Origin of the sequence: Streptomyces longisporus, assembly GCF_039532765.1 — a bacterium.
In the GTDB taxonomy this organism is placed as follows: Bacteria; Actinomycetota; Actinomycetes; order Streptomycetales; family Streptomycetaceae; genus Streptomyces; species Streptomyces longisporus.
Window position 1 is genome coordinate 519,331 of record NZ_BAAASG010000002.1, and the last position, 26,837, is coordinate 546,167.

A 26,837-nucleotide genomic window follows, 5' to 3' on the forward strand; every position below is an offset into this window, starting at 1 on the left:
ATGCCCTGTCCGTGCGGCTCAGTGAAGGGCCGAGGTCAGGCGGGGCGACCCTTCGGCCGACGGCGTCCCCCCTGAGGGCGGTCCGGGGGCGCGGGGTTGAGCGGGTCGTCGATGAGGCCGCCGACGCGTCGCACTGCGTCAAGGGGGTCCACGGCCATCTCGTCCGCCGCCTCGATGAGCGCCGTCAGTGCGGGAACGAGCCCGCCACGCGCGTCGGCGGGCAGCTGCTGGACGAGGGTGCGGATCTCGGTGCGCCGGTGCGCGAGGACGCGCTCCACGAGGTCCCGGCCGGCGGGGGTGAGGCTCAGGATGACCTCGCGCCGGTTGTCGGGGTTGGACTTGCGGTCGGTGAGACCGACGGACTCAAGGCGTTCGACCATGCGCAGGGCGGTCGAGGGATTGACGCCCAGGGTGGCGGCCAGAGCGACGAGCTTCACGGGTCCGCAGGTGTCCAGCACCACCAGGGCACGCAACTGGGGCAGGGTCAGGGAGTCGTCGCTGCACGCAAGGGCGCGAGCGGAGATCGCGACGAGCAGCCTGGACGCAGCCATGACGGCCAAGGTCAGCTCCTCGGCCTCCTGATCGAGCTCCGCCGGGGACAGCGGTCCGCCAGGGGTGCTGGGTCCATGGGAATCCTGCCGCGTCATCGTGTCCGCTCCACCTCTTCGTCCGGCGATCCAGTGACCCGGCCCGACACCGCCACCCTTGCGATCATTGCAGAATGCAATGGTACGATGAGCATGACGAAGCTGGAGCCGCGCGGGCGCGACGGTTCCGGCGACAAGGGCGTGATGACGTTGAAGACCGAGCCGATACATGAAGCGTATTCGTTCGTGTGCCTGCGGTGCGGGCATGGCTGGGAGGGCTCCTACGAGATCCGGCACATCCTCGATCGTGCGGGCCGCCTGCGCGCGGACTACTACGAGAAAGGCTTCCGGGTTCCCTCGCCGCTGACCTCGAACAGGTGCCGGATGTGCCGCGGATTCCGGATCCGGATCCTGCGGCCCGGCCGGGTGCGATCCGCCCGTCCCCAATTCGACTGACAGCAGCGCGGGGAGGGCGGATGCGCGACGATGCGCATCCGCACATGTGTGAGGTGACCGCCGCCCTCACCGCCCCGCCGTGACGACTCCCGTCCCCCGTCTCTCGTCCTGCCACGGGCAGCGCCGCCCGTTCCCACCTGCTGCCTCGCCGGGGCGCCGACCCGTGCATGCCGATGAACGCCCCCTGTCCGGGCACGCCCTGACACCGGCAGCCCACCGCTCACCAGCCGACACCGGAGTCCGCCATGCCCTCATCCCACCCTGCCGAGTCCCAGCACCCGCCTCACCCCGAGCCCGCCGGGAACCAGTCGCACAAGAGTGTGAAGATCCCTCATCTCGGCGACTTCCACGTTCCGCCCCGCGTCGTGGCGATCACGGCCCTGGCGGTGCCCATCGGTGCCGCCGCGGCGCTGGTGGCCGTCGGCCTGCTCAAGCTCATCGCGCTCATCACCAACCTGAGCTTCCTCGGGCGGCTGGGCTTCGGCCAGGCCGTGCCGGGCGACACCGCCCACAGGTGGCTGCTGCTGGTCATGCCGGTGGCCGGCGGTCTGCTGATCGGGGTGATGGCCCGGTACGGCTCGGAGAAGATCCGCGGGCACGGCATGCCGGAGGCGATCGAGTCGATCCTGGTCGGCGGCAGCCGCGTGCAGCCACGGGTCGCGATACTCAAGCCCACGTCGGCCGCGATCTCGATAGGAACCGGCGGCCCGTTCGGCGCCGAGGGCCCGATCATCATGACGGGCGGAGCGGTCGGTTCCCTCCTCGCCCAGCTGCTGCGTGTCACCACCGACGAACGCAAGGCGCTGCTGGTCGCCGGCTCCGCCGCCGGCATGGCCGCCACCTTCAACGCACCCCTGGCCGCCATCCTGCTGGCCGTCGAACTCCTGCTGTTCGAATGGCGCCCCCGTTCCTACCTGCCGGTCGCCGTCGCCGCCGTCACCGCCACGCTCGTACGGGGTCCGCTCCTGGGCACCGACCCGCTGTTCGGCGGCGCCCACGTCCCCGCCCGCATCGCCCCCACCGCCTACGCGTTGTGCGTAGTCGCCGGAATCGCCGCGGGGCTCCTCGCGCTGGGTGCCACCGCGCTCGTCTACCTCTCGGAAGACCTCTTCGCCAAGCTGCCCCTGCACTGGATGTGGTGGCCGGCCATCGGCGGGGCGATCATCGGCGTCGGCGGCCTGATCGAACCCCGTGCCCTCGGCGTCGGCTACGACGTCATCGGGCAACTCCTCACCGGCCGGGCCACCGTGGGCCTCGTCGTCGGCATCCTCGTCGTCAAGACCCTCATCTGGGGCCTGTCCCTCGGCTCGGGCACCTCCGGCGGTGTCCTCGCCCCGATGTTCATGGTCGGCGGCGCTCTCGGAGCTGCCGAGGGCCTGGTCTTCCCGCAGGTCAGCCCCGGGTTCTGGGCGCTCGTCTCGCTCGCCGGAGTCTTGGGCGGCGTCATGCGCTCTCCGCTCACCGGCATCGTTTTCTGCCTTGAGCTCACCCACGAGATCAACGCGCTGGTGCCCATGGTGATCACCGCCTCCGCGGCGTATCTGCTGTCCGTCACCCTCCTGAAGAGATCAGTGCTGACCGAGAAGCTCGCCCGGCGTGGCCTGCATCTGACCCGCGAGTACTCCGTAGACCCGCTCGAAGTCCACCTCGTCCGACAACTGGAGACACCGATAGCGGTCAGCTTCCACGCGGACGACACCGCGGGTACGGCCACCACCGTGCTGCGCACCGCTCATCAGGCAGCGGACCCCGAACGGCTGCTGGCCCAGCGCCTTTACCCCGTCCTCGACGAGCACGACCACCTCGCCGGCGTGGTCACCCGCTCCCAACTGCTCCATGCCGACCCCGCCGACCCCACGCCGCTGGCCCGACTTGCCGTACCCGCGGTGACCGCGCACCCCGACGAGACCCTGCGGACCCTGGCCAACCGCATGGCCCAGCACGGCGTCACCCGTCTGCTCATCGTCTCCCGTGACCCGCACACCGCGGTTGTCGAGGGCATCGTCAGCCTGCGCGACCTCCTCCAAGCGCGCCGCATCGACGTACATGAGGAGCACCATGCCGAACGGGTACTGACCCTGCGACCACGACGCACCGCCACCGCCCCTGCCACGGCGGAGTGAACCGGCCGGACGTCGATGCCGCGCTCACGCTGTGGGCCGACGAAGTGCCCAGTCGCGGTCGCTCGGCGTCGGCGCGGTCCTCCAACGAGCCCTCAGAACTCCGTCGTTGTCGGGCATGACAGCAGTGCACAGAGGCACACGTTCACCCGCATACACCGACAGAAGCGCGGCGGCATGGGCACGGGACATCCGGGCGACCAGTTCGGGGAACTCGTGCTCGTCGGCGATGGCGCTGCGGATGGTGCCGTCGTCGTCCTGCCATACGCCTTCGACGAGGCCATCCGCAGGCAGGGTTCTCAGGACAGCGTCTACGTCGGTGGAAAGGGGTGGCCAGACGGCAAGACGGGCCCGCGGAGCCAGTCCGACACGAACGGGTTCAATGGTGTCGCTGGTGAGGTGGTGCCATCGTGAGGCACCTTCGACATGCGTCTCTTCCAGGATTCCTGCACGGCCGACGGCGACTGCTCCGTGCAGCTCGGCCCAGAAGTCGTCATCGCCGGGCCGCTGGATGACCTGCTCTTCCTCTTCGGTCTCGAAGACGTACGGGGAGGCGTCCAGGCGTTCTGGGAACAGCCCGAGCTCGCGCGTACGGGCGAGCGCTTCCTGACAAGGCCGGCTGCTGCTGATGTAGAGGTACTGATCCCACCCCACATGGACCGCAAACGTGTCCTCCGCCTCCAGTCGGCACCAGGCACCGCTGTCCCGCAGCATGACCCGCACCAGCTCCAGGGCGATGTCGAGCTGCACCTCTGCGCCGTCGTGGAAGCCTGCCTGGCCCGACGGGAAGAGCCCTTCCAGCCCGAAACCGTCCACTGGAGGCTCGACCCCGAAGTGCGCGAGGGAGGGAACCTGCGGTTCGCGCACGACCAGGTGATCGATGCCGGTGTCTTCGGCGAAGGCGGCAACCGCCCGGAGGTAGGCCGCCTCGACCTCGCCGTGGTCGCCGGCAGTGTCCTCGGAACCGGTGTAGTGCCCCCGGTCGTTGCGGTCAGCGGGGTCGTACTTGGTGACACGGTACGCGTAGGCGAGCACGGCCTCATCCCTGGTCCCCGCATACGGGGTTCGAACGACAGATGCTCCGTAGCCGACGGACGGCTGACCGGAAGCGGTTCGGTCTATGCCTCCACAGTCTTCGCGCTGTGCTGGCGTGCCCGGTAGGCGGCGGCCTTGACCCGGTTGCCGCAGGTTCGCATCGCGCACCACTCCCGTCGGTGGCCTCGTGAGCGGTCGAGGTAGACCTGGGTGCACTCGGGGCGGGAACACTCGCGCAGCAACGCGGCTTCTTCACCGCCGATGATCTCGACAGCCTCACGGGCGAGGGCGGCGAGTCCTTGGGCAGCCGTGCCGGTCCGGGTCGCACCATCGGGACCGAGCCGCACGGTCACAGGGAGACCCGATGCCTGCTGATTCACCTCGTCGACGGCCTCCGCAGGCAGCGGCCGCCGCTCGATCCGGGCCGCCACCAGCGAGTAGATCGCCTCACGCAGCTCCACTGCGAGGGAGAGGTCGGCCTCGCTCGCCCCGGGTGCCAGATCGAGCATCCCCGACTCCAGGAACCAGTCGTCGAGCAGTTCGGGGGTGGCGAGCTTCTCGAGCGGCTCACCGTTGCGTCGCGCGCGCAACGTGCCGACGAAGTCCAGAGGAAGCGTCCCGCAGGGAAAAGCGTGATTCACGTAACCATACTGACGGGTGACATCCGGATGTGCAACATCCTGCCGTCGGCCTGACCGGCCCGAAGTCCATGCCTTCGATTCCGTGCTGCCAGGGCGCCGCAGGCCGTACTTTCTTCATCTGATCACTTCCTCCACCAAGCCTCGGAACAAGTGCGGTTTTTTTATTGACAGCGGAAAAGATCCGACCTTAGGTTTCCGGCCATGCGCCCGACCTTCGCCCGCGAGTCGGTTCCCACCCTGACTCCGGCCGCCTCCTTGGTCTTCACCACGCTGCTCTCCCACGGCCCTCTCACCCGGGCCGAGGTGGGACGGCGCACCAAGCTCTCTCCGGCCGCGGTCACCAAGGCGGTCCGGCCGCTGATGGAGCTCGGCTATCTCGTCGAGGGCGCGGACGAAGAGGCGCGGCCCGCGGTGGGGCGTCCGGCCAATCTGGTGTCGGTGGACGCGGGAAGGGCACTGTTCATCGGCGTGAAGGTGACCGGCGACGAGATCATCGCGGTGCTGGCCGACCTGTGCTGCCGTATCCGGGTGTCCCGGCACGTGGCCCTCACGGGCCGTGAGCCGCAGGCCGTGCTGCCCGCCATCACCGCCCTGGTACAGGAGTTGCTCATCGAGGCCGTCGGATTCGGTGTGCAGGTACGGGGGCTGGGCATCGCCATCTCGGGGGACGTGGACCGCGCGAACGGCCTGGTCCGCTACTCCCCCTTCCTGGAGTGGCGCGACGTACCGCTCGCCGAACTCGCCGGTACCGCCACCGGGCTGCCGGTCACGGTCGACAACGACGTGCGGGCGCTCACGGTCGCCGAGCACTGGTTCGGGGCCGGAGTCGGGCTCTCGGACTTCGCCCTGGTGACCGTGGGCGCCGGAATCGGCTGTGGCCTGGTGGTGCACGGCCGGGTGGTGTCGGGCGCGCACGGCGTGGCCGGCGAGATCGGGCATCTGTCCCTCGATCCGAGGGGTCCGCTCTGCCACTGCGGCAACCGCGGCTGTGTGGAGGCGATCGCGGCGGACCCCGCGATTCTCCGCGCGGTGAGCGCGGCCACGGGCAGGCAACTGACCGATCCGGCCGAGGCGTTGGACCTGGCCCACGGCGGAGACCCCGGCGCCCGAGCCGTCTATGCGCGGGCCGGAGAAGCCATCGGCAGGGCCATCGCCTCCCTGGTGAACCTCCTCGGGCCCGAGCGGGTGGTCATCTCCGGGGAGGGCCTGGCCGCGTACGACCTTTTCGCCGAAGGCATCCGGGACGCGTTCGCCGCCTCCGCCTTCGGTACCGCTTCGCAGTGTGACGTGATGACCCGCCCGCTGCCCTTCGAGGAGTGGGCGCGCGGCGCCGCGGCCACCGCGATCCAGTCCTTCATGGGGTCGGACACGTACGAGGAGCAGCCATGACGCTGCAGACCCGCACCCCGCAGCCCGCCGCAGTCGCCGACCTCCCCTAGTCCGGATCTCACCCGAGAACCCCGCCCCCACCGGGTACCGCCGCACCACTCCACTCACCGCACAAGCAGGAGGCGAGCCATGCCCTCATCCCCCTCCAGAGCCCTCCCCGGCTTCACGCGCCGTTCCCTCAGAGCCGTGCTGGTGCTGGCCGTCACGGCCGGGCTCGGCACCGCGGTCCCGGCCGCCGCCACCCAAGCAGCACCCGCCGCCTCCAAGTCAGCGCCCACAGCGGCAGGTTCAGCTCCCTCCGTTGCGGACCTCGGCCCGGCGGCCAAGCCGTACATGGGCTGGTCCAGCTGGAGCATGCAGTCCTCCCAGTACCCGGGCCTGAACCCGGACGGCAACTACAGCTACCTCACCGAGGCGAACGTACTGAAGCAGACGGACGCCCTGGCCACCACGCTGAAGAAGTACGGCTACGACCACGTCAACATCGACGCCGGCTGGTGGATGGACAAGAACTGGACCTCCGAATTCGACCAGTACGGCCGGCAGACCCCCGACCCGGTGCGCTTCCCGCACGGCATGGAGTCGGTCGCCGACCACATCCACGCCAAGGGCCTCAAGGCCGGCATCTATCTGCCCGTCGGCCTGGAGAAGGGGGCCTACGGCGACGGCAAGGTGCCGATCCACGACGCCCCGGGCTGCACCACCGCAGACGCCGTCTACCCGGACCTTCGCACCACCAACGGCTGGGACAGCGCCTACAAGCTGAACTTCGACAACCCCTGCGCGCAGAAGTACATCGACTCGCAGGCGCAGTTGCTGGCGGGCTGGGGCTACGACTTCCTGAAGCTCGACGGGGTGGGCCCCGGTTCGTCCAAGTCGGGTGACAACTACAACAACGTGGCGGACGTCGCCGCCTGGCATCAGGCCATCGCCGACACCGGGCGGCCGATCCATCTGGAGCTGTCCTGGTCGCTCGACATCTCCCATGCCGCGGACTGGAAGAAGTACTCCAACGGCTGGCGCATCGACACCGACGTCGAGTGTTACTGCAACACCCTGGTCACCTGGGAGAACTCGGTCGACGACCGGTGGAACGACGCCCCGGCGTGGAGCCGCAAGGCGGGCCCCGGAGGCTGGAACGACCTCGATGCGATCGATGTCGGCAACGGCGCGATGGACGGCCTCACCAAGGCCGAGCGGCAGAGCTACATGACGCTGTGGGCCATCAACAAGTCGCCCCTCTTCACCGGTGACGACCTCACCCGGCTCGACAGCTACGGCCTCTCCCTGCTCACCAACCAGGAGGTCATAGCCGTCGACCAGAACTCCTCGCCCGTCGCCCGTCCCGTCACCCCGATGGGCGACCAGCAGGTCTGGGGAACCATGAACCCCGACGGCAGCTACACCGTCGCCCTGTTCAACCTCGGCGGCTCGCCGGCCTCCGTCACCGCGGACTGGGCATCCTTCGGCTTCACCGGTGCGGCCGCCGTGCGCGACCTGTGGAACCACCAGAACCTCGGCGCGTACAAGAACCGGATCACCTCGACGCTGCCCGCACACGGCTCCCGGCTGTTCACCGTGAAGCCCGGCGGCGCTCCGCTCGCGACCACCCGCTACGAGGCCGAGTCCGGCAACAACACCCTGACCGGGAACGCATCCGTGGCCTCGTGCGAAGCCTGCTCCGGCGGCAAGAAGGTCGGCAACCTCTACCTCGACAGCAAGCTGCAGTTCAACGACGTCACGGTGAAGAAGGACGGCATCTACACCGTCAACGTCGGCTACGTCAGCGGCGATCCCCGCTCGGTGACCGTCTACTCCAACAGCGGCCACGGCACCAGCCTGAGATTCCCCTCCACCGGTGACTGGAGCACGGTCGAGACCGTCAGCGTCCAGTTGGCCCTGAAGGCGGGCTCCAACACCATCACGTTCGACAGCGGCTGGGACTACGCCCCCGACATCGACCGGATCGACGTACCCAAGTCCGCCTGATCAGCCTCCCGTCCTGATCAGTCCGCCTCCCGACGGCCCCTGTCCGTCGTTCCCGCATGCGCCGTTCCCCCCGGACATGGAGTGCACAACGTGGACACTCAGCACCCCGAGCCATCCGACGACCACCCGAGCCGCAGACGCTTTCTGACCTTCGCCTCCACGGCCGGCGCGGTCGCCGCCCTTGGCGGTCTGCCCGCCTTCACCGCCTCCGCGGCCCCCCTCCGGCCCTCCTCCTCCCCCTTGTTGTCCGCGGCCGCCGCCGCGAGGAACCAGCTGTGGTGGCGGGCGCCCGGCTCCCCCACCTCGATGATCCAGCAAGGTCTGCCGATCGGGAACGGGCGCCTCGGAGCGCTCATGAGCAACGATCCCGCCGCCGAACTGCTGACGATCACCGACTCCACCCTGTGGACCGGCGGTCTCAACGACACCTTGCAGAGCGACGGCCAATTCCCCTACGGCCGGGACGACTTCGGCTCCCTGACGCTGCTGGCCGAGCTCACCGTCGACATCCCCGCGCACGACCTGGGCTCGGTCGACAACTACCGTCGTACCCTCGACCTGGCCCAGGGCTTCGTCAGCGTCTCGTACGACCTGTCCGGCGTCACCTACCAGCGGCAGGTCTTCGCCAGCCGCCCCGACGACGTCATCGTCCTGTACTTCTCCCAGCAGGGCGGCGGCAGTTACACCGGCACCGTCTCCCTCGCCGGCACCCACGGCGAGACCACCACGGCGAACCGCACGGGGCGCTACGCCTCGTTCGGTGCTTCCTTCGCCAACGGCTTGAAGTACGGCGCCGCCGTCACGGCCCACAGCAGCGCCGGCTCGGTCGCCGTCGACGGTACGTCGATCTCGTTCCGCAACTGCAAGGACCTGACCGTCGTGGTCAGCGGCGGCACCAACTACGCCCCTGACGCGGCCGCCGGGTTCCGCGACCCGTCCATGGATCCTGAGCGCCTGGCGCGGACCAAGGTCCTGGCCGCCGCCGGACACTCCGCGAGCACGCTGCTGCACACCCATGTCGCCGACTTCCGCCCGGTGTTCGAGCAGCAGGACATCGACCTCGGCGGGTCGTCCACCGCCCAGCGCAGGCTGGACACCTGGCAGCGGATACAGGCGCGCTACCGGGACGACGTCCCCGACCCCGAACTCGAGGCGGCCTACCTGCAGTTCGGCCGCTATCTGATGATCTCCGGGTCGCGGGGCAGCCTGCCGATGGGTCTGCAGGGCCCGTGGCTGGACGGCAACGATCCGGACTGGATGGGCGACTACCACACCGACATCAACGTCCAGATGAACTACTGGATGGCCGACCGGACAGGCCTGCCGGACTGCTTCGACGCCTTCGCGGACTACTGCCTCGCACAGCTGCCCTCGTGGACGGACGTCACGCAGCGGCTGTTCAACACCTCGACCAACAGGTTCCGCAACTCCAGTGGAAAGGTCGCCGGTTGGGCTGTGGCCTTCTCCACCAACCCTTATGGCGGCAGCGGTTGGTGGTGGCATCCGGCGGGCAATGCCTGGCTCTGCCAGAACCTGTTCGAGCACTACGAGTTCACCCAGGACCGCGCCTACCTCGAAAGGATCTATCCCCTCCTCAAGGGCGCCGTGGAGTTCTGGGAGGCCCGCTTCATCACCACGACCGTCACCGACGCCTCGGGAGCCTCTCGCGAGGTCCTCGTCGACGACAGCGACTGGTCGCCGGAGCAGGGCCCGCAGGACGCCAAGGGCATCACCTACGCCCAGGAAGCGGTGTGGAACCTGTTCGGCAACTTCCGGACCGCCACCCGCGTACTCGGCAAGGACCTCTCCTACGGCGCGACCGTCGACGGCCTGCGTGAACGCCTGTATCTGCCCGTGGTCAGCCCCACGACCGGCTGGCTGGAGGAGTGGATGTCGCCCGACAACCTCGGTGAGACCACGCACCGTCATCTCTCACCGCTGTTCGGCCTCTTCCCCGGCGACCGGATCCGCCCGGACGGCTCCACACCCAAGGACATCCTCGCCGGTGCGACGGCCCTGCTGACCGCCCGCGGCATGAACAGCTACGGCTGGTCCAACGCCTGGCGCAGCCTGTGCTGGGCCCGGCTGAAGAACGCGGAGAAGGCCTACCAGCTGGTCGTCAACAACCTGAAGCCATCGGTGAACGGCAGCAACGGCAGCGCGTCCAACCTCTTCGACATCATGGACATGGGAGGCGGCCGCGGCATCTTCCAGATCGACGCGAACTTCGGCACGCCCTCCGCGATGATCGAGATGCTGGTCTATTCGCGGCCGGGTCACCTCGAGTTGCTGCCCGCCCTGCCCGCCGCATGGGCGGCGTCCGGCTCGGTGTCCGGCGTCGGCGTCCGCGGCGGCTTCGTCGCCGACCTCAGGTGGCGAGGCGGCAAGGTCACACAGCTGACGCTGAGGAGCGTCGGCGGCCGCGACACGACCGTCTTCGCGGGCAGCACCTCTCGGAAGGTCAGCCTCAAGCCCGGTGCGTCCGTCACGCTGAGCAACTTCGGCTGAGTCCGGTCCGGCCCCAATCCCCCGACACGACGACATGAGCGGAGAGAACGACGATGTCCTCTGCAAAGGGAAGACCTACGGCGTTTCGCCGACCGCTGCCGTCCGTGTGCGCCGCACTGACCGGCATGGCGCTCACGGTCGTTCCGTTGAGCACCTCCCACCTGGCAAGCGCGGCCACCTCTGCGCCGCAGGGAAAGGCCACCAGGGTCAGCGCCTGGTCGCCCAGCATGACCACCGGCGGCCCGTCCTTCGACAACCAGACCATCCGGATGGTGGTCCACAGCAGCGTCGGGGGCTCTGGCGCACGCATCACCCTGTCCAACCGGTACAGCAGCGCCCCGCTCGATGTCGGCGAGATGGACGTGGCCGTCCAGGCCGACGGCGGTGAGGCGACACGTGGGACCATCCGCAACGTCACCTTCGCCGGCTCCCGCCACCCCACGATCCCGGCGGGCGCGGAGGCGGTCAGTGACGTGGTCCCGATCCCGGTTCGCGCCGGCGAGAACCTGCTCGTCAGCCTCTACGTCCCCGGTGCGACCGGCATGTCGACCTGGCACTCCGACGCCTTCGACACCACCTACATCGCCTCCGGCAACCACACGGGTGACGACAGCGCGACCGCGTTCGGCACCACCACGACCTCGTGGTACTACCTGGCGGGCCTCGACGTGCTGTCATCGACCGCGAGGGGGACCGTCGTTGCCTTCGGCGACTCCATCACGGACGGCTACCACTCCTCGACCGGCACCTACACCCGCTGGCCCGACTTCCTCGCACGTCGGCTCGGCGCCGGACCGGGCCCGCAGAGGCTGAGCGTCGTCGACGCCGGCATCGGCGGCAACCGCGTCCTCACCGACGTCCCGAACCTGTGGCAGGGCGTCAGCGCCCTCAAGCGCTTCCGGCACGACGCCCTCGGCCAACCCGGCGTCAAGGACGTGATCCTCTTCGAAGGCATCAACGACATCGGCAACAACGCCGGCCCCGACGGCCGCCCGCTCACCGCCCAGGACCTCGTCGCCGGCTACCGCACCCTGATCGACCAGGCACACGCCGCCCATGTCCACGTCATCGGGGCGACCCTGATGCCCGACGAGGGCAACGGCTACTACACACCCGCCGCCGAGGCGATCCGCCAGAGCGTCAACAGGTGGATCCGCACCAGCGGCACCTTCGACGGCGTCATCGACTTCGACCGGACCATGCGTGACCCCGCGAACCCGGCCGCCCTCAACCCGGCGTACGACTCCGGCGACCACATCCACCCCAACGACGCGGGAATGAAGGCCATGGCGGACGCCATCGACCTGCGGCTCCTGCACAGCTGACGGTCCTCGCCACTCAGCTCGGGCCCAGCAAACCCCTTCCCTCAACTCTTACTTCACACCTTGACGGATGTGGTCCGTACCTTTAGTTTCACCGAGCGACCCCAACCCCCCGCGCGCACTGGCCCGTTCACACAGTGAACGCGGCGCGGGTACCCACCCCCCACGAAAGGGCGCCCGTCATGCCCAGACCCGGACGGCTCCCCGTATCCGCCGCCCTGGCGGTCACCGCTCTCACCCTGTCCGCCGGCCTGCTCACCGGCGCCCCCGCGCACGCCGCAGCCACGACCCTGCCCACCGGCTTCGCGACCGTCATGAACGCCGCGAGCGGCCGGTGCCTGGACGCCAAGGCGGCCGCCACCGCCAACGGCACCGTCGTGCAGCAGTACTCGTGCAACGGCACCGCGGCACAGCAGTGGAGCTTCACCGCCACAGGCGACGGATACGTCCGGATCAACAACGCCAACGACACCAACCAGGTCGCGGACGTCGCCGACGTCTCCACCGCCGACAACGCACCGGTCCACCTGTGGGCCTACGGTGGCGGCGCCAACCAACAGTGGCTGCCGGTGGACGACGGCGGCGGCGCCTACCACTTCGTCAACCGCAACAGCGGCAAGTGCCTCGACGACCCGGCGGCCTCCACCGCCGACAGCGTGCAGTTCGTGCAGTACAGCTGCAACGGCACCGCGGCCCAGCGCTTCCAGGTCGTACCCGTGACCCAGTCGGCCGCCCACCCCGACCTGGGCCCGAACGTCGTCGTCTTCGACCCGTCGATGTCGTCCTCGACGATCCAGAGCAGACTCGACTCGATCTTCCAGCAGCAGGAGACCAACCAGTTCGGCTCCCAGCGCTACGCCGTGCTGTTCAAGCCGGGCGCCTACAGCGCCGACGTCAACGTCGGCTTCTCCACGCAGGTGCTGGGCCTCGGTCTGTCGCCCGACGCGGTGACGATCAACGGCGCGGTGCACGCCGAGGCCGACTGGTTCCAGGGCAACGCCACCCAGAACTTCTGGCGCGGCGCGGAGAACCTGTCGGTCAACCCCACCGGCGGCAGCGACCGCTGGGCGGTCTCGCAGGCGGCGCCGTACCGACGGATGCATCTGCGCGGCAACCTCGCCCTGGACGACGGCGGCTGGTCCAGCGGCGGCCTCATCGCCGACAGCAGGATCGACGGCCAGGTCAACTCGGGCACCCAGCAGCAGTGGCTGACCCGTAACTCCCAGCTGGGCAGCTGGACCGGCTCCAACTGGAACATGGTCTTCACCGGCAGCGCGGGAGTCCCCGCCACCAGCTTCCCCCACCCGCCCTACACGACGGTCGCCCAGAGCCCGGTCTCCCGCGAGAAGCCGTTCCTGTACGTCGACTCCAACGGCGCCTACCAGGTGTTCGTGCCGTCCCTGCGGTCCAACTCGTCCGGCACCAGCTGGTCGAGCGGCACCTCGGGCTCCTCGCTCTCGCTGGACTCCTTCTACGTCGTCAAGCCGGGCGCCACCGCCTCGCAGATCAACTCCGCCCTCGCGGTGGGCAAGAACCTCCTGGTCACCCCCGGTGTCTATCACCTCGACCAGACCCTGCAGATCAACCGAGCCGACACGGTCGTGCTCGGGCTGGGCCTGGCCACCTTCGTCCCCGACAACGGGATCACGGCCATGAGGGTCGCCGACGTCGACGGGGTGAAGATCGCGGGCCTGCTGTTCGACGCCGGCACGGCCAACTCGCCCTCCCTGCTCGAGGTCGGGCCCAGCGGCTCCGCCGTGGCCCACACGACCGACCCGACCTCCCTGCACGACGTCTACTTCCGCGTCGGCGGCGCGGGCGTCGGCAAGGTGACCACCGGCCTGATCGTCAACAGCGACAACGTCATCGGCGACCACATGTGGATCTGGCGCGCCGACCACGGCAGCGGCGTCGGCTGGACCAGCAACACCGCGGACACCGGGATGATCGTCAACGGTGACGACGTGACGATGTACGGCCTGTTCGTCGAGCACTTCCAGAAGTACCAGACAGTCTGGAACGGCAACGGCGGCCGCACCTACTTCTTCCAGAACGAGATGCCCTACGACCCGCCCAGCCAGGCGGCCTGGATGAACGGCTCCACCCAGGGCTACGCGGCCTACAAGGTCGCCGACTCGGTGACCAGCCACCAGGCGTACGGTCTCGGCAGCTACTGCTACTTCAACGTGAACCCCGGTGTCGTGGCCGCACACGCCATCGAGGCGCCGAACAACGCGGGCGTCCGCTTCACCAGCATGGTGACGGTCGCTCTCGGCGGCACCGGCACCATCAGCCACATCGTCAACAACACCGGCGGCCCGTCCAACTCCAGCACCAACGTGGCCAACCTGACCAACTATCCCTAGGAGTCGTAAAGGGCCCAGAACGGGTGTCCACGCGGCGGTTATGATCGCCGGAGGGGGAATCGGACACGACGGGGGGCTCGCGTTGGATCGCCTGTCAGGAGCGGGCCTGGACGTCGGCGCGGGCCGACCGGACGCGGTGTGCGTGTGACCGGCCGGCCGGCGCCCGCGGTGCTGCCCTCGTCGTTGCGCCCGTGGCTCGGGCTCATCGCGGTTCTCGCCGTGCTGGTGGTCGCCGCGATCGGGATCCTGTACGCCGGCCACAGCGAGCCGGGCAGGGTGGACCGGTGGATCATCGCGCCGACCGCGGACAGTGTGCGGCCGCCGTGGCGGTATGTCGCTCTGACCCTCGACTTCCTGGGGGAGCCCGCTGGATCGGTGATGGTGATCCTGGCCGCGGTGGCGGGATGTCTGCTGCTTCGGCGTCCTCGCGTCGCGGTGCTCGTCGTGGCCGGAGTCGGCCTGACCGTGGGGACGGCGACGCTGCTCAAGCACGTGGTGGGACGCACCATCCACGGTGCCGACAACCTGTCCTACCCGAGCGGGCACACCGCCTTCTTCACCGCGCTCGCCCTCGCGGCGGCGCTGCCCGCGACCGGCCGGCTCGGCCTCGGCAGGGCGGCCGGCATGTCACTCGTGCTCGTCGCGGCGCTGGTGGCCGGCGCCGCGATGGGCTGGGCGGAGGTCGCCCTCGGTGCGCACTACCCGACCGACGCGCTGGGCGGCTGGTGCACCGCACTGGCGGTGGTACCGGCGACCGCCTGGCTGATCGACCGCGCGGCCGACCGGCGGGCCGTTCGCACGGCCGACGCCGGTCGGCTGGAGCATCGCTGACGTCACGCCAAGCGGCGGAACACGGGCTTCACCGGTCGTCCGGCCAGCCAGGGGATGGGGTCACCGGCGTCCAGTGCCTTCCGGTACACCGCACATGCCTGGGCCACCACATCGACGGTGTGGTCGATGTCGGCGTCGCTGAGCGCGCTGCTCACCACGAACGACGGAGCCAGCACACCGCCCTCCAGGAGCCGGCGCAGGAACAGGGTGCGGTACTCCTGCGACGGCTGCCCGTTCTCGTCGAGGGTGGCGAAGACCAGGTTGCTGGCCCGGCCCCGGACGACGACGTGCTCGCCGACGCCCATGCCGGCCGCGGCCTCGCGGACCCCGGCAGCCAGCCGCTCGCCGAGCGTGTGCAGCCGTGCGGTGACGCCCTCTTCGACGTAGATGCTCTGCACGGCCATGGCGGCGGCCAGCGAGTGCGTTTCCGCGCCGTGCGTGGTGGACAGCAGGAACACCCGCTCGCCGGAGTGCCGCAGCCCGCCCCGCTCCATCAGCTCGCGGCGACCGGCCAGCGCGGAGACGGCGAATCCGTTGCCCAGTGCCTTGCCGAAGGTGGAGAGGTCGGGGACGACGCCGTACAGGCCCTGGGCGCCCGCCTCGGACCAGCGGAAGCCGGTGATCATCTCGTCGAAGATCAGCACGCAGCCGTGCCGGTCGGCCAGTGCTCGCAGTCCGGCGAGGTATCCGGGCGGCGGCTCGGTCTGGGTGGCGGGTTCGAGGATCAGACAGGCGATCTCGTCCTGGTACCGGGTGAGCAGCTCCTCCGTGGCGGCCAGGTCCCCGTAGGGGAAGGACACGGTGAGCTCGTTCGTCGTCTCCGGAATGCCGGCGGACATCGGCGTGGTGCCGATGAACCAGTCGTCGGTGGAGAAGAACGGATGGTCGGCGCAGAGGGCCACCCGCGGGCGGCCGGTGGCGGCGCGGGCGAGGCGCACCGCGGCGGTGGTGGCGTCGGAGCCGTTCTTCGCGAACTTCACCATCTCGGCGGTCGGCACCGTGGCCAGGAAGCGCTCCGCGGCCTCGACCTCCACCATGGACGGCCGGACGAAGTTGCTGCCGCGGTCGATCTCCCGCCGTACCACCTCGGTCACGCGTGGATGGGCGTGGCCGAGGCTGACCGAGCGCAGGCCGGAGCCGTACTCGATGTAGCGGTTGCCGTCGACGTCCCACACATGGGCGCCGCGGCCGTGGCTGATGACCGGGGCCAGGTTCTCGGGGTACTGGTCGTCGCCCTTGGCGTAGGTGTGCGCGCCTCCGGGGATCATGGCGTGCAGGCGCTCGTTCGCCGCCCGTGACCGGGACAGGACGAACTCCGCGGTCGCTTCGGTGTGTTCGGTGGTCAACCGACTTCACCCTTCCTGGTGCTTGAGGACCTCGGCGAGGCTCGGCGCCTCCCGGTCCCGCTGGGACATGGATGTGACCTGCAGCGGCCAGGGAATGGCGAGTTCCGGGTCGTCGAAGGCGATCGTCACGTCCTCGGACGGATCGTGCTGACGGTCGATACGGTAAGAGGTGTCTGCGATTTCGGTAAGAGCCTGGAAGCCGTGGGCACATCCCGCCGGGATGTACACGGTCTTCTGCGTGTCACCGGACAGCTCGAAAGAGGTCCAGTTGCGGTACGTCGGTGAGTCGGGGCGCAGGTCCACGACGACGTCGAAGATCTCCCCGTACGAGCAGCGCACCAGCTTGGCCTCGCCGGCCCCTGAGCGCAGGTGCAGGCCGCGCAGCACGCCCCGCACCGAGCGGGAGACGCTGTCCTGGACGAAGGCGTTCGGGTCGAGGCCCACCGAGCGGACCACGTCGGCGTCGAAGGTGCGGCAGAAGAAGCCGCGTTCGTCGGCGTACGGCGTGGGCTCGAACAGGTACGCGCCGGCAATCTCCGGGACTTGGGTCGCTTTCATGAAGCCTTCCGCAGGGTGTGGGGCTGGTCGGCCGCCGGGAACAGGGCCGCATTCAAGGCGGCGAACTGCTCGGCGAGTTGCTCTGCCGCGGCCTGGTTGCGCTCGGTGAGGACCTGCCGCAGCTCCGCCGATCGCTTCTCCAGCGTCCGGAACTGTTCGAGCAGCCGGTCGGCATCGACCTCGCGGGCCGGGTGACAGAAGGCGCCGAGGCCCATCCGGTCCATGAGCGCGTCGCTCTTGGCCGCGTAACTGAGGGCGAGCACCGGAGTGCCGGTTTTCAGCGCGCAGATCAGATTGTGATAGCGGACCGCGACCACGGTGTCGGCCGCCGCCATCTCCTTCATCAGGTCGGCGAGTGAGGCCGGTTCGGCGGCGGTGACCAGCGGCGAGTCCACGGCGTCGAGGATCGCCTCGACCACCGCCACATCGCACTGGTCGCCGGTGAGCAGCCGGATGGGTCTGCCCTCCTCGACCAGCGTGCGGACGAACCGGATGGTCCCGTCGAGATAGCGCCGGTGGATCTCGTCGGCCCGGGCGCGGTCGTCGTTTCCGCCGTGGAAGTCCATGACACCGAGGCAGACCGTGCCCGGCGAGCCCGAGGGCGCGCTCGTCTGCGGCGTCGGCAGGGAGAACGCGAGGTCCGGGTAGACCTCGTCGCGTGCGGTGTCCACGCCCATCGCCCGCATCGCGTCACGGGACTGGGCGTCCCGGTAGGAGCGGTACGCGGCCAGCCGCGCCGACCAGCGCACCAGGGCCCGGGTGGGCCGGTTGCGGATCTCGGCGGCCCCGACGCTGACCAGCGCCACCCGGGTGCCGAGCAGCCGGCCGCTCGCGCAGAGCAGGAACAGCGAGTACGGGAAGCCCCAGGGCCGCAGCGGCAGCGTGGCCTCCAGGACGCCCATGCCCGGCACGATCACCACGTCGTGCCGGCGCACCCAGGCGGCGGTGCGGAAGACGTCGACGAGTTTGCCCACGCCCTTCGACACGATCGCGCCCGCACGTGACGCGGTCCGGTACTCCGCGCGGTTCCAGTGCAGCCGTGTGGCGGGGATCCCGAACCGGGTCGTCACGGCCTCGGGTCCGCCGCACAGGGCGTCCACGACCGCGTCCGGGTGCTCGGTGCGCAGATACCCGAGTACGGCCTCCAGCGAGCCGTCGTTGCCGAGGTTGCCGGAGCCGAGGAGGCCGAACACGCCCACGCGTGTCGCCGTCTTCATGCCCGCCGCCCCTCGCGGCCCGCGACGAGGTCGTCGACGGAGACCGTGAGTGCGGCCGGGTCGACGGGGGCGCGGTCCTCGACCCGCTCGCCGGCGCCCGGCCGGACCCGGCTGGTCATCCAGGCGCCCATGTGGCGGTAGCACTCGCGCCGGTCGGCCGGGCACAGCGGCGCCCGCCGGATCGCCGCGGCGAAGCCCCAGATGTACTCGGCGAGCAGCCGGGGCGTCGGGTGCAGCGGGCCCGCCCGGCGCGGGTCCAGGTTGACGCACCGGGCGCGCTTGGACGGGTTCGCGCGCTCGGCGCGGTTGGGGTGGTCGCGGCGGAAGTACAGCAGCTCCGGCACCTGGTGGAAGCGCCCGTGCAGGGTGATCTCGGCGACGAAGGTGCGGTCGGCGTGGTGGTAGCTGTCGAGGGGCTTGACCCGGCGCAGCATGTCGGCCCGCATCACCCCGTAGAAGTCGTCGCCGCCCGGCTCGAACAGCAGGCTGCGGAAGCGCTCCGGCGCGTGCGGGGAGTCGGTGGCGAGCGTGTACTCGTAGGGCACCTTCACTTGGCCGTCGCCGTCGATGACGGCCTGGTCGGCGTGGGCGAGGATCACGTCGGGCTGCTCGTCGAGGGCCTCGATGCAGCGCCGCAGCAGGTCGCGGGCGTAGAGATCGTCGTGCGAGGCCCACTTGAACAGCTCGCCGCGGCACTGGGTGAACACGTAGTTGTGGTTCGGCGTGGCTCCGACGTTCCGGGGCAGCCGGATGTAGCGGATGCGGGAGTCCTGCGCGGCGTACTTGCGGCAGATGTCCTCGGTTCCGTCGGTCGAGGCGTTGTCGGAGATGACCAGCTCGAAGTCCTCGTAGGTCTGGCCGAGCAGGGCGTCGAGCGACTCGGCGAGGTACTCCTCGCCGTTGTACACGGGCAGGCCGATGCTCAGCCTGGGTTGGGCGGTCATGAGGTCCTCACTTCGGGAACGGAGTTGTGGTCGCGCTCACGCAGGGCCGCCCGCAGTTGCAGCCACCACACGGCCGAGCCACCGACGGTCGCGGCGGCGACACCCCAGGCCGAGCCGACCGTGCCGGCCAGGGCAGCGCCGCCAAGCCCGCCGCCGACGTAGCAGGCGGAGGCGAACAGCTGGCAGCGCAGGCTGCGCCGGGCCGCGCCGAGCGCGCGCAGTCCGGCCGCCGCGCCGGTGCCGAGGCCCGCGCCCGCGACGCTGAAGGTGATCGCCGCGATGAGGTGCGAGGAGGAGCGCCAGACGTCGCCGAGCGCGAGGTCTCCGAGCCGGTCGGGCATCAGCAGCAGGGCCCCGCCCCACAGGAGGGCGGCGGCGGCCTGCCCGCCGCCCAGCCGGAGACAGAACGCGCCGAGGCGGTGCGGGGCCTGGCGCAGTACGCGTGCCGCTTCCGGGACGGTGACCAGCGACAGGCCCATCAGCAGGGCGAGGAACGGGCCCATCAGGAGCTCGGCGCCCCGCACCGCACCCACCGCGCCGACCCCGACGATCGCACCGAGCCCGTACGCTCGCAGCTGGCTGGCCCCGCTGAGGCTGACGTTCTCGACCAGGTACCGGTAGCCGAGATCGCGCTGTTCGCGCAGCCACCCGCGTGCCTCGGTCATCCGCGGCCGGATGCCGGACTGGAGGCAGCCGTACGCGGCGGCCACGGCGGCGGACGCGCCCCAGGCGAGCACGAAGGCGGCCACGCTGCCCACATGGGCGGCGACGACCATGGCGGGGACGAGCGCGACGCCCCACACGACGTCGTTGACGAACGCCTTGCGCCCGTTGCCTGCGGCGAAGAACCCGAACCGCCAGGCGTCCTGCAACAGCAGGCCCGGCATCATGACGCCGAGGCAGGCGAACGCGGGCCCCAGCCGGCCGCCGAGACCGAGCCCGGCCAGCAGACACACCGCGCCTATGGCGGTGCCGACGCCGAGTGCGGTGCCCGTGGAGCGGGCCACCGCGCCGCGCCAGGACGCGTCCGGGACACCGCTGAAGCGCACCACGAGCGGGTCGGTGGACAGGCCGCGGGAGACGTTGAGCACCACGCCGTAGGTCACCCAGGCGAGGCTGAACACGCCGAACGCGGTCACCCCCAGCGAGCGGGCGACGTAGATGCCCACCGCGAAGTTGGACATGCTGGAGGCCGCCTGGTCGGCCAGCCCCCAGGACAGCCGGCCGACCAGGGCCCGCTTGGCGGACCCGGCCGGTGCCGTCGTCTTCTCCCCCTCCATGGTCATCTGCGTCACGCCTTGATCAGCCCGGCGCCGTGCAGGGCGTCGGCTGCGGCGGCGACGGTGACGAACGGCAGCCCGGACCGCTCGGCGACGTCCAGCAGACTGTGCTCGCCGTCGGAGAGGTTGAGCACCCAGAGCATGGCCATCTGGGCCTGCTTGGTGTCGCTTCGGCCGCCGAGCGCGTCGTACAGCCCGCGCCGGCCCAGCTGCGGTTCGCCGTAGGGGCTCAGGTTGAGGTAGCTCCGGTTGCGGTCCAGGACGGCGAACGCCTCGCGGCAGACCGCGAGGGTGTCCGCCATCGCCTCCGGGGAGACGAAGTCCAGGTTGTCCGCCGAGGTGTGATACTCGGGGTAACCGGCGTACGGGGTCCGGGTGAGCGAGCCCACGCCGAGGTTGAACCCGGGTGAGCAGTACTGCCGCTCGTCGTAGCCGTACGGAGTGAACTCGGTGACGCGGTGCGGCCGTTCGGATGCGGTCAGGACGTGCCGCATCACCCGGTCGATCTCCGCGTCACCGCGTCTGCTCTGCTTGTACGTCAACTGGCCGCGGTCCCCGGCGCAGGCCAGCACGACGCCGTGCTTGACCCGCTCCACCCGCTCCGCGTTGCGGGCCAGCCAGGTGATCGCCCCGATGGTGCCGGGCGCGAAGATGAACCGGTAGGTGTAGTACGGCGTTCTTTCCGCGAGTTCCCGGGCCAGGAACGTCGCCACCGCGATGCCGGCCAGGTTGTCGTTGGCCAGCGAAGGGTGGCAGACGTGGCAAGAGACGATCACCTCGTCGGAGACCTGCCCGGGGACCACGTGCTCGGCGTAGGTGAGGTGGCCGTCGGCGAGGGTGGAGTCGATGCGGACCTCGTACTCGCCGTCCGGCATCGCATCCAGGGTCTCCTGGGCCAGGCAGAACCCCCAGTCCGGCTTGTAGTAACTCGTGCGGTACGGCACCCAGCTCGGGTGGTCCGGCAGGGTGTGCAGGTGTTCCCGCAGCTCGGCCAGCGGCATGGTCGCCGACACCGGGACGCTGTAGCCGAGCACGTGCAGGCTGGACGCGGCGAAGTCGACGACCCGGTTCCCCGCGCTGTCGGCGATGTACGCGTCGCGGATGTTCCACTCCTGCGGCACCGTCCAGTCGAGCACCTGCGTCCCGGTCGGCACCTCGTGCACCTGCAGCGGCAGGTACTCGCCGACGATGTCCAGGGTGGCGCGGACACCGTCGCCGGTGATGCTCCGGCACAGCGGGTACATCCGCTCCACCAGGGCGTGCATCTCTTCGCCGGGACGGGTCATCGGCGCCACCGCAGGGTGTCGTCGACGGTGCCGGCCTCGGACGCCGCGCGCAGCACGGCGAGCCGGGTGAAGCGCTGGTCGAAGTCCTCCTTGGTGAGGCCGAACTTCCGGTAGGAGTCGGCGAGTTCGAGCGCGCCGCGCTTGACCGACCACTCGATGTCGAAGCCGGGGATCGCGGCGCGGAACCGGGAGAAGTCCACCCGGTAGGAGCGCGGGTCGGCCCCGTTCTCCCCGGTGATCCTCACCTTCGCGCCGGGCACCGCCTCGGCGACCTGCTCGGCGATCTCGGCGACCGTGACGTTGTTGGTCTCGCTGCCGATGTTGAACGGCCGGTCGTGCACCGCCTCGCGCGGCGCGGTCAGCGCGGCCGTGAAGGCCCGCGCGATGTCGGCGGCGTGCACCAGCGGGCGCCAGGGGGTGCCGTCGGAGAGCACCAGCACCTCACCGGACAGCAGCGCGTGGCCGACCAGGTTGTTCAGCACGATGTCGGCGCGCAGCCGGGGCGAGTAGCCGAAGGCGGTGGCGTTGCGCATGTACACCGGGGTGAAGTCGTCGTCGGCCAGCGCGTGCAGGTCGTCCTCCACCCGCACCTTGGACTCGGCGTACGGCGTCACCGGGCGCAGCGGTGCGTCCTCGCCCACCAGGTCGTCGCCGCCGGCGGCGCCGTAGACCGAGCAGGTGGACGCGTACAGGAAGCGCCGCACTCCGGCGTCGCGGGCCAACTGGGCCAGGCGTACGGAGGCGTGGTGGTTGATGTCGTAGGTGAGTTCCGGCGCCAGCGAGCCCAGCGGGTCGTTGGACAGCGCGGCCAGGTGGATCACGGCGTCCACTCCGGCCACGTGTTCGGCCGTGACGTCGCGCAGGTCCACCCGGTGCCCCTGCGGGTCGGCGGGTGTCTCGCCGAGGACGGAGTCGGCGAACAGGCCGGAGTCTAGGCCGACGACCTCGTGGCCGGCGGCGGTGAGGACCGGGGCCATCACGGTGCCCAGGTATCCCTGGTGTCCGGTCAGGAGTACGCGCATGGTTCAACCCCCCAGGTTGAGCGTGAGTTTGGTGACGGCGAACGCCTCGGCGTATCGCTCGTGGCATTCGATGCCGCGGATCCGGGCAAGACCCAGGAAGGCTTCGCGGTCGTACCAGGGCCGGTGGCGCTGCGAGGCGTAGTGCTCCTGCAGCAGCCGTACCTTTTCTTCGGCGATCTCCGTCGACAGCGGCTGATAGGCGGCCATCCGGCCGAGGTCGCCGTCCCACTTGACGATCTCGTAGCCGAGGACCAGGTGGTCGCGGAACGCGGTGGGTATCAGCTGGGCCAGGCCGCGGTGGTCCTGGTGGGCGTCGTCGGTGCGCGGGGCCAGGATCAGATCCGGGTCGCTCTGCGCACGCAGTTCCTCGACCGCGGCCTTGGCCTCGTCCCAGTGCACGGGCAGCCGGCCGTCGGGCAGCTTGTGCACGGTCAGCCGCAGGTCGGCGCCCGGGCAGAAGGCGGCGAGCGCGGCCTGCTCCTCCTGCTCGCGCTCGCTGCCGCCGCCGGAGAGCACCAGCGCGTCGACGCGCAGGCCCGGCCGGGCGTGGCACAGCGTCAGCAGGGTGCCGCCGGCGCCGATGGCGATGTCGTCGCAGTGCGCACCCACGGCGACGATCCGGTCCAGGCGCCCGGCTTCGAGGCGGATCACGCGTGCACCCCGGCGTTGTCGTGTTCCCACACGGCCCAGGGGCGGTCGCCCCGGGCGTAGGCCTCGTCGAGCGCGGCCCGTTCCTTGACGGTGTCGGTCGGCTTCCAGAAGCCGCGGTGCTGGTGTGCCACCAGCCGTCCGCGCTTGGCCAGTTGGGCGCATCCGTCGGCGACCAGGTCCCCGTTCTCCGGGATGTGGTCGAAGACCTCCTGGCGGAGCACGAAGTAGCCGCCGTTCTCCCACAGCGGCATGTCGCTCACCGCGGTGATGCCCCCCACCAGGCCGTCCTCGCCCAGGTCAACGCAGTGGAACGAGGACTGGGGCGGCACCACCATCATCGACGCGCCGGCGTCGCGCCGGGCGAAGTTGTCGATCATCTCCGGCAGCGGGGCGTCGGTGAGGACGTCGGCGTAGTTGGCGAGGAACATCTCGTCGCCGTCCAGGTGGTGGCGCACGCGGCGCAGCCGCTCCCCGATGGGCGACTCGATGCCGGTCTGCGCGAACGTGATGGTCCAGTCGGCTATGTCGGTGGACAGCAGCTCGGTCCGGCCCTTGCGCAGCACGAAGTCGTTGGACGTCGTCTCCTCGTAGTTGAGGAAGAAGTCCTTGATGTGGTGGGCGCCGTAGCCGAGGCACAGGATGAACTCCTTGTGCCCGTAGTGCGCGTAGTAGCGCATGACGTGCCAGATCAGGGGCCGGGGGCCGACCATCGCCATCGGCTTGGGCACGTCGTCGGAGGTTCCGTTGCGCATCCGCATCCCGTAACCGCCGCAGAACAGGACGACCTTCATGCTGTGACCTTTCGGGACGCGGCCTCGACGATGCTCAGTTCCGGGATGGGGAAGACCAGCCGGCCGCCCCACTCGTGCACGTAGGACAGCTGCTCGACCAGTTCGGCCCGCAGGTTCCACGGGAGGATGAGGACGTAGTCCGGTTTGTCGACGGCGATCTGCTCGGGCGCGAGGATCGGGATGCGGGTGCCCGGGGTGAACCTGCCGTGCTTGTACGGGTTGCGGTCGACCGTGTACGCGAGCAGGTCGGGGCGGATGCCGCAGTGGTTGAGCAGGGTGTTGCCCTTGCCGGGGGCGCCGTAGCCGACGACCGTCTCGCCGCGCTCGGCCGCCTCGATGAGGAACTTCAGCAGGTCGCGGCGCACCTTGGCCACCCGGGCGGAGAACTCGGTGTACCCGGACAGCTCCTGCAGCCCCGCGGCCTTCTCCCGGGCCAGTACGTCGGCGACCCGCTGGGTCGGCTCGCCTGCGACCTCGGCGGGGCGGGCCCACAGCCGGATGGAGCCGCCGTGCGTGGGCAGCAACTCGACGTCCACGAGCGTGAGTCCGCCGCTCGCCAGCGCCTGGATCGCGGAGGCGACCGTGTAGTACTGGAAGTGCTCGTGGTAGATCGTGTCGTACTGGTTCTCCTCGATCAGGGTCAGCAGGTGCTGCACCTCGATGGAGACCCAGCCGTCGTCGGCGACCAGGGCACGCAGCCCCTGGGTGAAGCCGACCACGTCGGGGATGTGCGCGTACACGTTGTTGGCCACGACCAGGTTCGCCGGGCCGTGCTCCTCGCGGACGGCCGCACCGGTCTGAGGGCTCAGGAACTCCGTGAGCGTGGGCACGCCCTTGTCCCGGGCCGCAGCGCCGACGTTCACCGAAGGCTCGATGCCCAGACAGCGGATCCCGCGGTCCACCACGTGCTTCAGCAGGTACCCGTCGTTGCTGGCGACCTCGACCACGAAGGCGTCGGAGCCTTCGGTGCCGAGTCCCACCCGCTGCACCGCGTCGGCGACGAACGTCCGGGCGTGCTCCACCCAGGAGGTCGAGTACGAGGAGAAGTACGCGTACTCCTTGAAGGTCTCCTCCGGCGTGATCAGCGGCGGGATCTGCGCCAGCCAGCAGTCGGTGCAGACCCGCAGATGCAGCGGGTACGCCGGTTCCGGCTGGTCGAGTTGGTCCGCGGCGAGAAAGCTCTCGCACGGTGGCGTCGCCCCGAGGTCGACGACGCTCGCCGTCGCCTCCGAGCCGCACAGTCGGCATCGTGTCATCTGCTGTTCCCATCCCCCCTGCTCGCGCGGATGTCCCCGCCGCGAGTCTGTGCTGACCGCCCCGCGATCGCGGTGCGGTACTCATCAACCAGGCGGTCGAGGCCGACCGCCGGGCTGAAACCCTGTTCGTACCGGAGCCGGGCCGCTCGGCCCATCTCCCGGTTCTGCTCCGGCTCGGACGTGATCCGGCGTATGCAGGACGCGAGCGAGGCGGACTCGCCCGGCTGGTGCAGCAGCCCGGTCACGCCGTCCTCGACGAGTTCGACGAAGGCGCCGTGCCCGGCCGCGACGACCGGGACCCCCGCCGCCATCGCCTCCACGACCACCAGGCCGAACGCCTCCAGCCAGGTCGAGGGAGCCACCACGGCGACCGATCGCGCGATGGCCTTCTGGCACTCCGCCGTGTCCAGCAGGCCGACGTAGCGGACGTCGTCCCGGCCCGCCGCCCAGGCGGTCACCTCCGCCTCCAGCGGCCCGGTGCCGGCGATCACCAGCGGCACGCCCGCACCACCGCTCGCCGCGAGCTCGTCCCACGCGGCCATGAGCAGCCGTACGCCCTTGGCCTCCGCGAGCCGGCCGAGATAGAGCAGATGCTCGCCCTCGCCTGCTCGGCGATCGCCCGGGTCGGGCACGAAGTTGTGCTTCACCACCAGCCGTTCGGCCGGCATTCCGGCCCCGACCAGGGTGTCGCGCTGCGCCGCCGAGATGCAGAAGAACCGCTCCACGCCGGACCACCAGCGCCGCCGGTTGGCCGACATGCTGACCGCGAGCGGCACCGTGGCCAGGCGGGAGCCCCGGTAGCAGCCGTGCCGGACGGCGGGCAGCGGTACCGCCGACCCGACGCACTCGGTGCACGGCCGGCCGTCCCGCTGCAGCGTGCCGGGCGGGCAGACCTGGGTGTAGTTGTGCAGCGTGGCCACGGCGGGCACGCCGGCGTCGGCGCAGGCGGCGAGGACCGCGGGCGACAGGAGCGGGAAGACGTTGTGGACGTGCACCACGTCCGGCCGCTCGCTGCGCAGCTTGGCGGCGAGCTCCGTGCGCACCGCCGGGTTCCACGGCACGAGCAGCGGCACCGCGACCTTGCCCAGCAGGGAGCGGGCGGCGATGTCGTCGCTGCGCCGCTCGAACACCTCGACCCGGTGGCCGGCCGCGCGCAGCAGCTCCACCTCCTGGTCGACGACCTTGTTCTCGCCGCTCGGTTGCGCCGAGGCGTAGCGGTTGTGCACCACGAGGATGTGCATG

22 protein-coding genes are annotated in these 26,837 nt (G+C 70.3%); 8 read left to right on the forward strand and 14 right to left on the reverse strand.

The window, feature by feature from the left end:
* Positions 1-35: 35 nt before the first annotated feature.
* On the reverse strand, positions 36-647 hold the full coding sequence (locus tag ABD355_RS04020) for a MarR family winged helix-turn-helix transcriptional regulator (RefSeq protein WP_344398621.1): 612 nt from the start codon (positions 645-647) through the stop codon (positions 36-38).
* 93 nt (positions 648-740) lie between these two features.
* Between ABD355_RS04020 and ABD355_RS04025 the strand changes: the two genes are divergently transcribed.
* Both ABD355_RS04025 and ABD355_RS04030 read left to right on the forward strand, forming a co-directional pair.
* Entirely contained in the window at positions 741-1,043 is a 303-nt protein-coding gene (locus ABD355_RS04025) for a hypothetical protein (protein ID WP_344398622.1), read from the forward strand.
* A gap of 245 nt (positions 1,044-1,288) precedes the next feature.
* Positions 1,289-3,166, forward strand: a complete 1,878-nt coding sequence (locus ABD355_RS04030; protein WP_344398623.1) for a chloride channel protein — start codon at positions 1,289-1,291, stop codon at positions 3,164-3,166.
* Between the two features lie 24 nt (positions 3,167-3,190).
* On the opposite strand, the gene ABD355_RS04035 is transcribed toward ABD355_RS04030, so the two are convergent.
* Both ABD355_RS04035 and ABD355_RS04040 read right to left on the reverse strand, forming a co-directional pair.
* Entirely contained in the window at positions 3,191-4,198 is a 1,008-nt protein-coding gene (locus tag ABD355_RS04035; RefSeq protein ID WP_344398624.1) for an RNA-binding protein, read from the reverse strand.
* An 83-nt stretch (positions 4,199-4,281) separates the two neighbouring features.
* Positions 4,282-4,839 (reverse strand): CGNR zinc finger domain-containing protein, encoded by a 558-nt coding sequence (locus ABD355_RS04040; RefSeq protein WP_344398625.1) that lies wholly within the window; start codon positions 4,837-4,839, stop codon positions 4,282-4,284.
* 201 nt (positions 4,840-5,040) lie between these two features.
* On the opposite strand from ABD355_RS04040, the gene ABD355_RS04045 reads away from it, so the two are divergent.
* The 6 genes from ABD355_RS04045 (at position 5,041) to ABD355_RS04070 (ending at position 15,244) form a co-directional block, all read left to right on the forward strand.
* On the forward strand, positions 5,041-6,228 hold the full coding sequence (locus ABD355_RS04045) for an ROK family protein (protein WP_344398626.1): 1,188 nt from the start codon (positions 5,041-5,043) through the stop codon (positions 6,226-6,228).
* 129 nt (positions 6,229-6,357) lie between these two features.
* Positions 6,358-8,217: an alpha-galactosidase D gene (locus tag ABD355_RS04050; protein ID WP_344398627.1), complete on the forward strand. Its 1,860-nt coding sequence runs from the start codon at positions 6,358-6,360 to the stop codon at positions 8,215-8,217.
* Between the two features lie 90 nt (positions 8,218-8,307).
* The gene (locus ABD355_RS04055; protein ID WP_344398628.1) at positions 8,308-10,725 is read left to right on the forward strand and encodes a glycosyl hydrolase family 95 catalytic domain-containing protein; all 2,418 of its coding nucleotides are present in this window, start codon (positions 8,308-8,310) and stop codon (positions 10,723-10,725) included.
* A 146-nt stretch (positions 10,726-10,871) separates the two neighbouring features.
* Entirely contained in the window at positions 10,872-12,050 is a 1,179-nt protein-coding gene (locus ABD355_RS04060; protein WP_344398629.1) for an SGNH/GDSL hydrolase family protein, read from the forward strand.
* A 179-nt stretch (positions 12,051-12,229) separates the two neighbouring features.
* Positions 12,230-14,413: an RICIN domain-containing protein gene (locus tag ABD355_RS04065; protein WP_344398630.1), complete on the forward strand. Its 2,184-nt coding sequence runs from the start codon at positions 12,230-12,232 to the stop codon at positions 14,411-14,413.
* 144 nt (positions 14,414-14,557) lie between these two features.
* Complete coding sequence (locus ABD355_RS04070) at positions 14,558-15,244, forward strand: phosphatase PAP2 family protein (protein WP_344398631.1); 687 nt, start codon at positions 14,558-14,560, stop codon at positions 15,242-15,244.
* 2 nt (positions 15,245-15,246) lie between these two features.
* Here ABD355_RS04070 and ABD355_RS04075 read toward each other — a convergent pair whose 3' ends face one another.
* Genes ABD355_RS04075 through ABD355_RS04125 form a run of 11 tightly spaced genes read right to left on the reverse strand, consistent with a single transcriptional unit; the run spans position 15,247 to position 26,836 of the window.
* Entirely contained in the window at positions 15,247-16,590 is a 1,344-nt protein-coding gene (locus tag ABD355_RS04075; protein ID WP_344398632.1) for a glutamate-1-semialdehyde 2,1-aminomutase, read from the reverse strand.
* A 6-nt stretch (positions 16,591-16,596) separates the two neighbouring features.
* Positions 16,597-17,148 carry a dTDP-4-dehydrorhamnose 3,5-epimerase gene (gene rfbC, locus ABD355_RS04080; protein WP_344398633.1) on the reverse strand — a complete coding sequence of 184 codons (552 nt, stop codon included), beginning with the start codon at positions 17,146-17,148 and terminating at the stop codon, positions 16,597-16,599.
* Complete coding sequence (locus tag ABD355_RS04085; RefSeq protein WP_344398634.1) at positions 17,145-18,365, reverse strand: polysaccharide pyruvyl transferase family protein; 1,221 nt, start codon at positions 18,363-18,365, stop codon at positions 17,145-17,147. Before ABD355_RS04085 ends, rfbC begins: the two co-directional genes overlap by 4 nt.
* Positions 18,362-19,309 carry a glycosyltransferase family 2 protein gene (locus tag ABD355_RS04090; protein WP_344398635.1) on the reverse strand — a complete coding sequence of 316 codons (948 nt, stop codon included), beginning with the start codon at positions 19,307-19,309 and terminating at the stop codon, positions 18,362-18,364. Before ABD355_RS04090 ends, ABD355_RS04085 begins: the two co-directional genes overlap by 4 nt.
* Positions 19,306-20,595, reverse strand: coding sequence for an MATE family efflux transporter (locus tag ABD355_RS04095; RefSeq protein WP_344399039.1), 1,290 nt, complete (start codon positions 20,593-20,595; stop codon positions 19,306-19,308). Before ABD355_RS04095 ends, ABD355_RS04090 begins: the two co-directional genes overlap by 4 nt.
* 5 nt (positions 20,596-20,600) lie before the next feature.
* A complete protein-coding gene (locus tag ABD355_RS04100) occupies positions 20,601-21,884 on the reverse strand; it encodes a DUF4910 domain-containing protein (RefSeq protein WP_344398636.1) in 1,284 nt (427 codons plus the stop codon).
* A complete protein-coding gene (locus ABD355_RS04105; protein ID WP_344398637.1) occupies positions 21,872-22,897 on the reverse strand; it encodes an NAD-dependent epimerase/dehydratase family protein in 1,026 nt (341 codons plus the stop codon). The genes ABD355_RS04100 and ABD355_RS04105 overlap by 13 nt, the downstream gene beginning before the upstream one ends.
* A gap of 3 nt (positions 22,898-22,900) precedes the next feature.
* The gene (locus ABD355_RS04110; RefSeq protein ID WP_344398638.1) at positions 22,901-23,548 is read right to left on the reverse strand and encodes a PIG-L deacetylase family protein; all 648 of its coding nucleotides are present in this window, start codon (positions 23,546-23,548) and stop codon (positions 22,901-22,903) included.
* A complete protein-coding gene (locus tag ABD355_RS04115) occupies positions 23,545-24,339 on the reverse strand; it encodes a sugar phosphate nucleotidyltransferase (RefSeq protein WP_344398639.1) in 795 nt (264 codons plus the stop codon). The genes ABD355_RS04110 and ABD355_RS04115 overlap by 4 nt, the downstream gene beginning before the upstream one ends.
* Positions 24,336-25,595 (reverse strand): class I SAM-dependent methyltransferase, encoded by a 1,260-nt coding sequence (locus tag ABD355_RS04120; RefSeq protein ID WP_344398640.1) that lies wholly within the window; start codon positions 25,593-25,595, stop codon positions 24,336-24,338. Before ABD355_RS04120 ends, ABD355_RS04115 begins: the two co-directional genes overlap by 4 nt.
* The gene (locus ABD355_RS04125; RefSeq protein ID WP_344398641.1) at positions 25,592-26,836 is read right to left on the reverse strand and encodes a glycosyltransferase; all 1,245 of its coding nucleotides are present in this window, start codon (positions 26,834-26,836) and stop codon (positions 25,592-25,594) included. Before ABD355_RS04125 ends, ABD355_RS04120 begins: the two co-directional genes overlap by 4 nt.
* Position 26,837: the final 1 nt, after the last annotated feature.

Coding starts and splice junctions, on each gene's coding strand:
- ABD355_RS04115 (WP_344398639.1), bottom strand. CDS start 24,339: ATGAAGGTCGTCCTGTTCTGCGGCGGTTACGGGATGCGGATGCGCAAC.
- ABD355_RS04085 (WP_344398634.1), bottom strand. CDS start 18,365: ATGAAGACGGCGACACGCGTGGGCGTGTTCGGCCTCCTCGGCTCCGGC.
- ABD355_RS04095 (WP_344399039.1), bottom strand. CDS start 20,595: ATGACCATGGAGGGGGAGAAGACGACGGCACCGGCCGGGTCCGCCAAG.
- ABD355_RS04030 (WP_344398623.1), top strand. CDS start 1,289: ATGCCCTCATCCCACCCTGCCGAGTCCCAGCACCCGCCTCACCCCGAG.
- ABD355_RS04050 (WP_344398627.1), top strand. CDS start 6,358: ATGCCCTCATCCCCCTCCAGAGCCCTCCCCGGCTTCACGCGCCGTTCC.
- ABD355_RS04065 (WP_344398630.1), top strand. CDS start 12,230: ATGCCCAGACCCGGACGGCTCCCCGTATCCGCCGCCCTGGCGGTCACC.
- ABD355_RS04020 (WP_344398621.1), bottom strand. CDS start 647: ATGACGCGGCAGGATTCCCATGGACCCAGCACCCCTGGCGGACCGCTG.
- ABD355_RS04125 (WP_344398641.1), bottom strand. CDS start 26,836: ATGCACATCCTCGTGGTGCACAACCGCTACGCCTCGGCGCAACCGAGC.
- ABD355_RS04025 (WP_344398622.1), top strand. CDS start 741: ATGACGAAGCTGGAGCCGCGCGGGCGCGACGGTTCCGGCGACAAGGGC.
- ABD355_RS04105 (WP_344398637.1), bottom strand. CDS start 22,897: ATGCGCGTACTCCTGACCGGACACCAGGGATACCTGGGCACCGTGATG.
- ABD355_RS04090 (WP_344398635.1), bottom strand. CDS start 19,309: ATGACCGCCCAACCCAGGCTGAGCATCGGCCTGCCCGTGTACAACGGC.
- ABD355_RS04045 (WP_344398626.1), top strand. CDS start 5,041: ATGCGCCCGACCTTCGCCCGCGAGTCGGTTCCCACCCTGACTCCGGCC.
- rfbC (WP_344398633.1), bottom strand. CDS start 17,148: ATGAAAGCGACCCAAGTCCCGGAGATTGCCGGCGCGTACCTGTTCGAG.
- ABD355_RS04120 (WP_344398640.1), bottom strand. CDS start 25,595: ATGACACGATGCCGACTGTGCGGCTCGGAGGCGACGGCGAGCGTCGTC.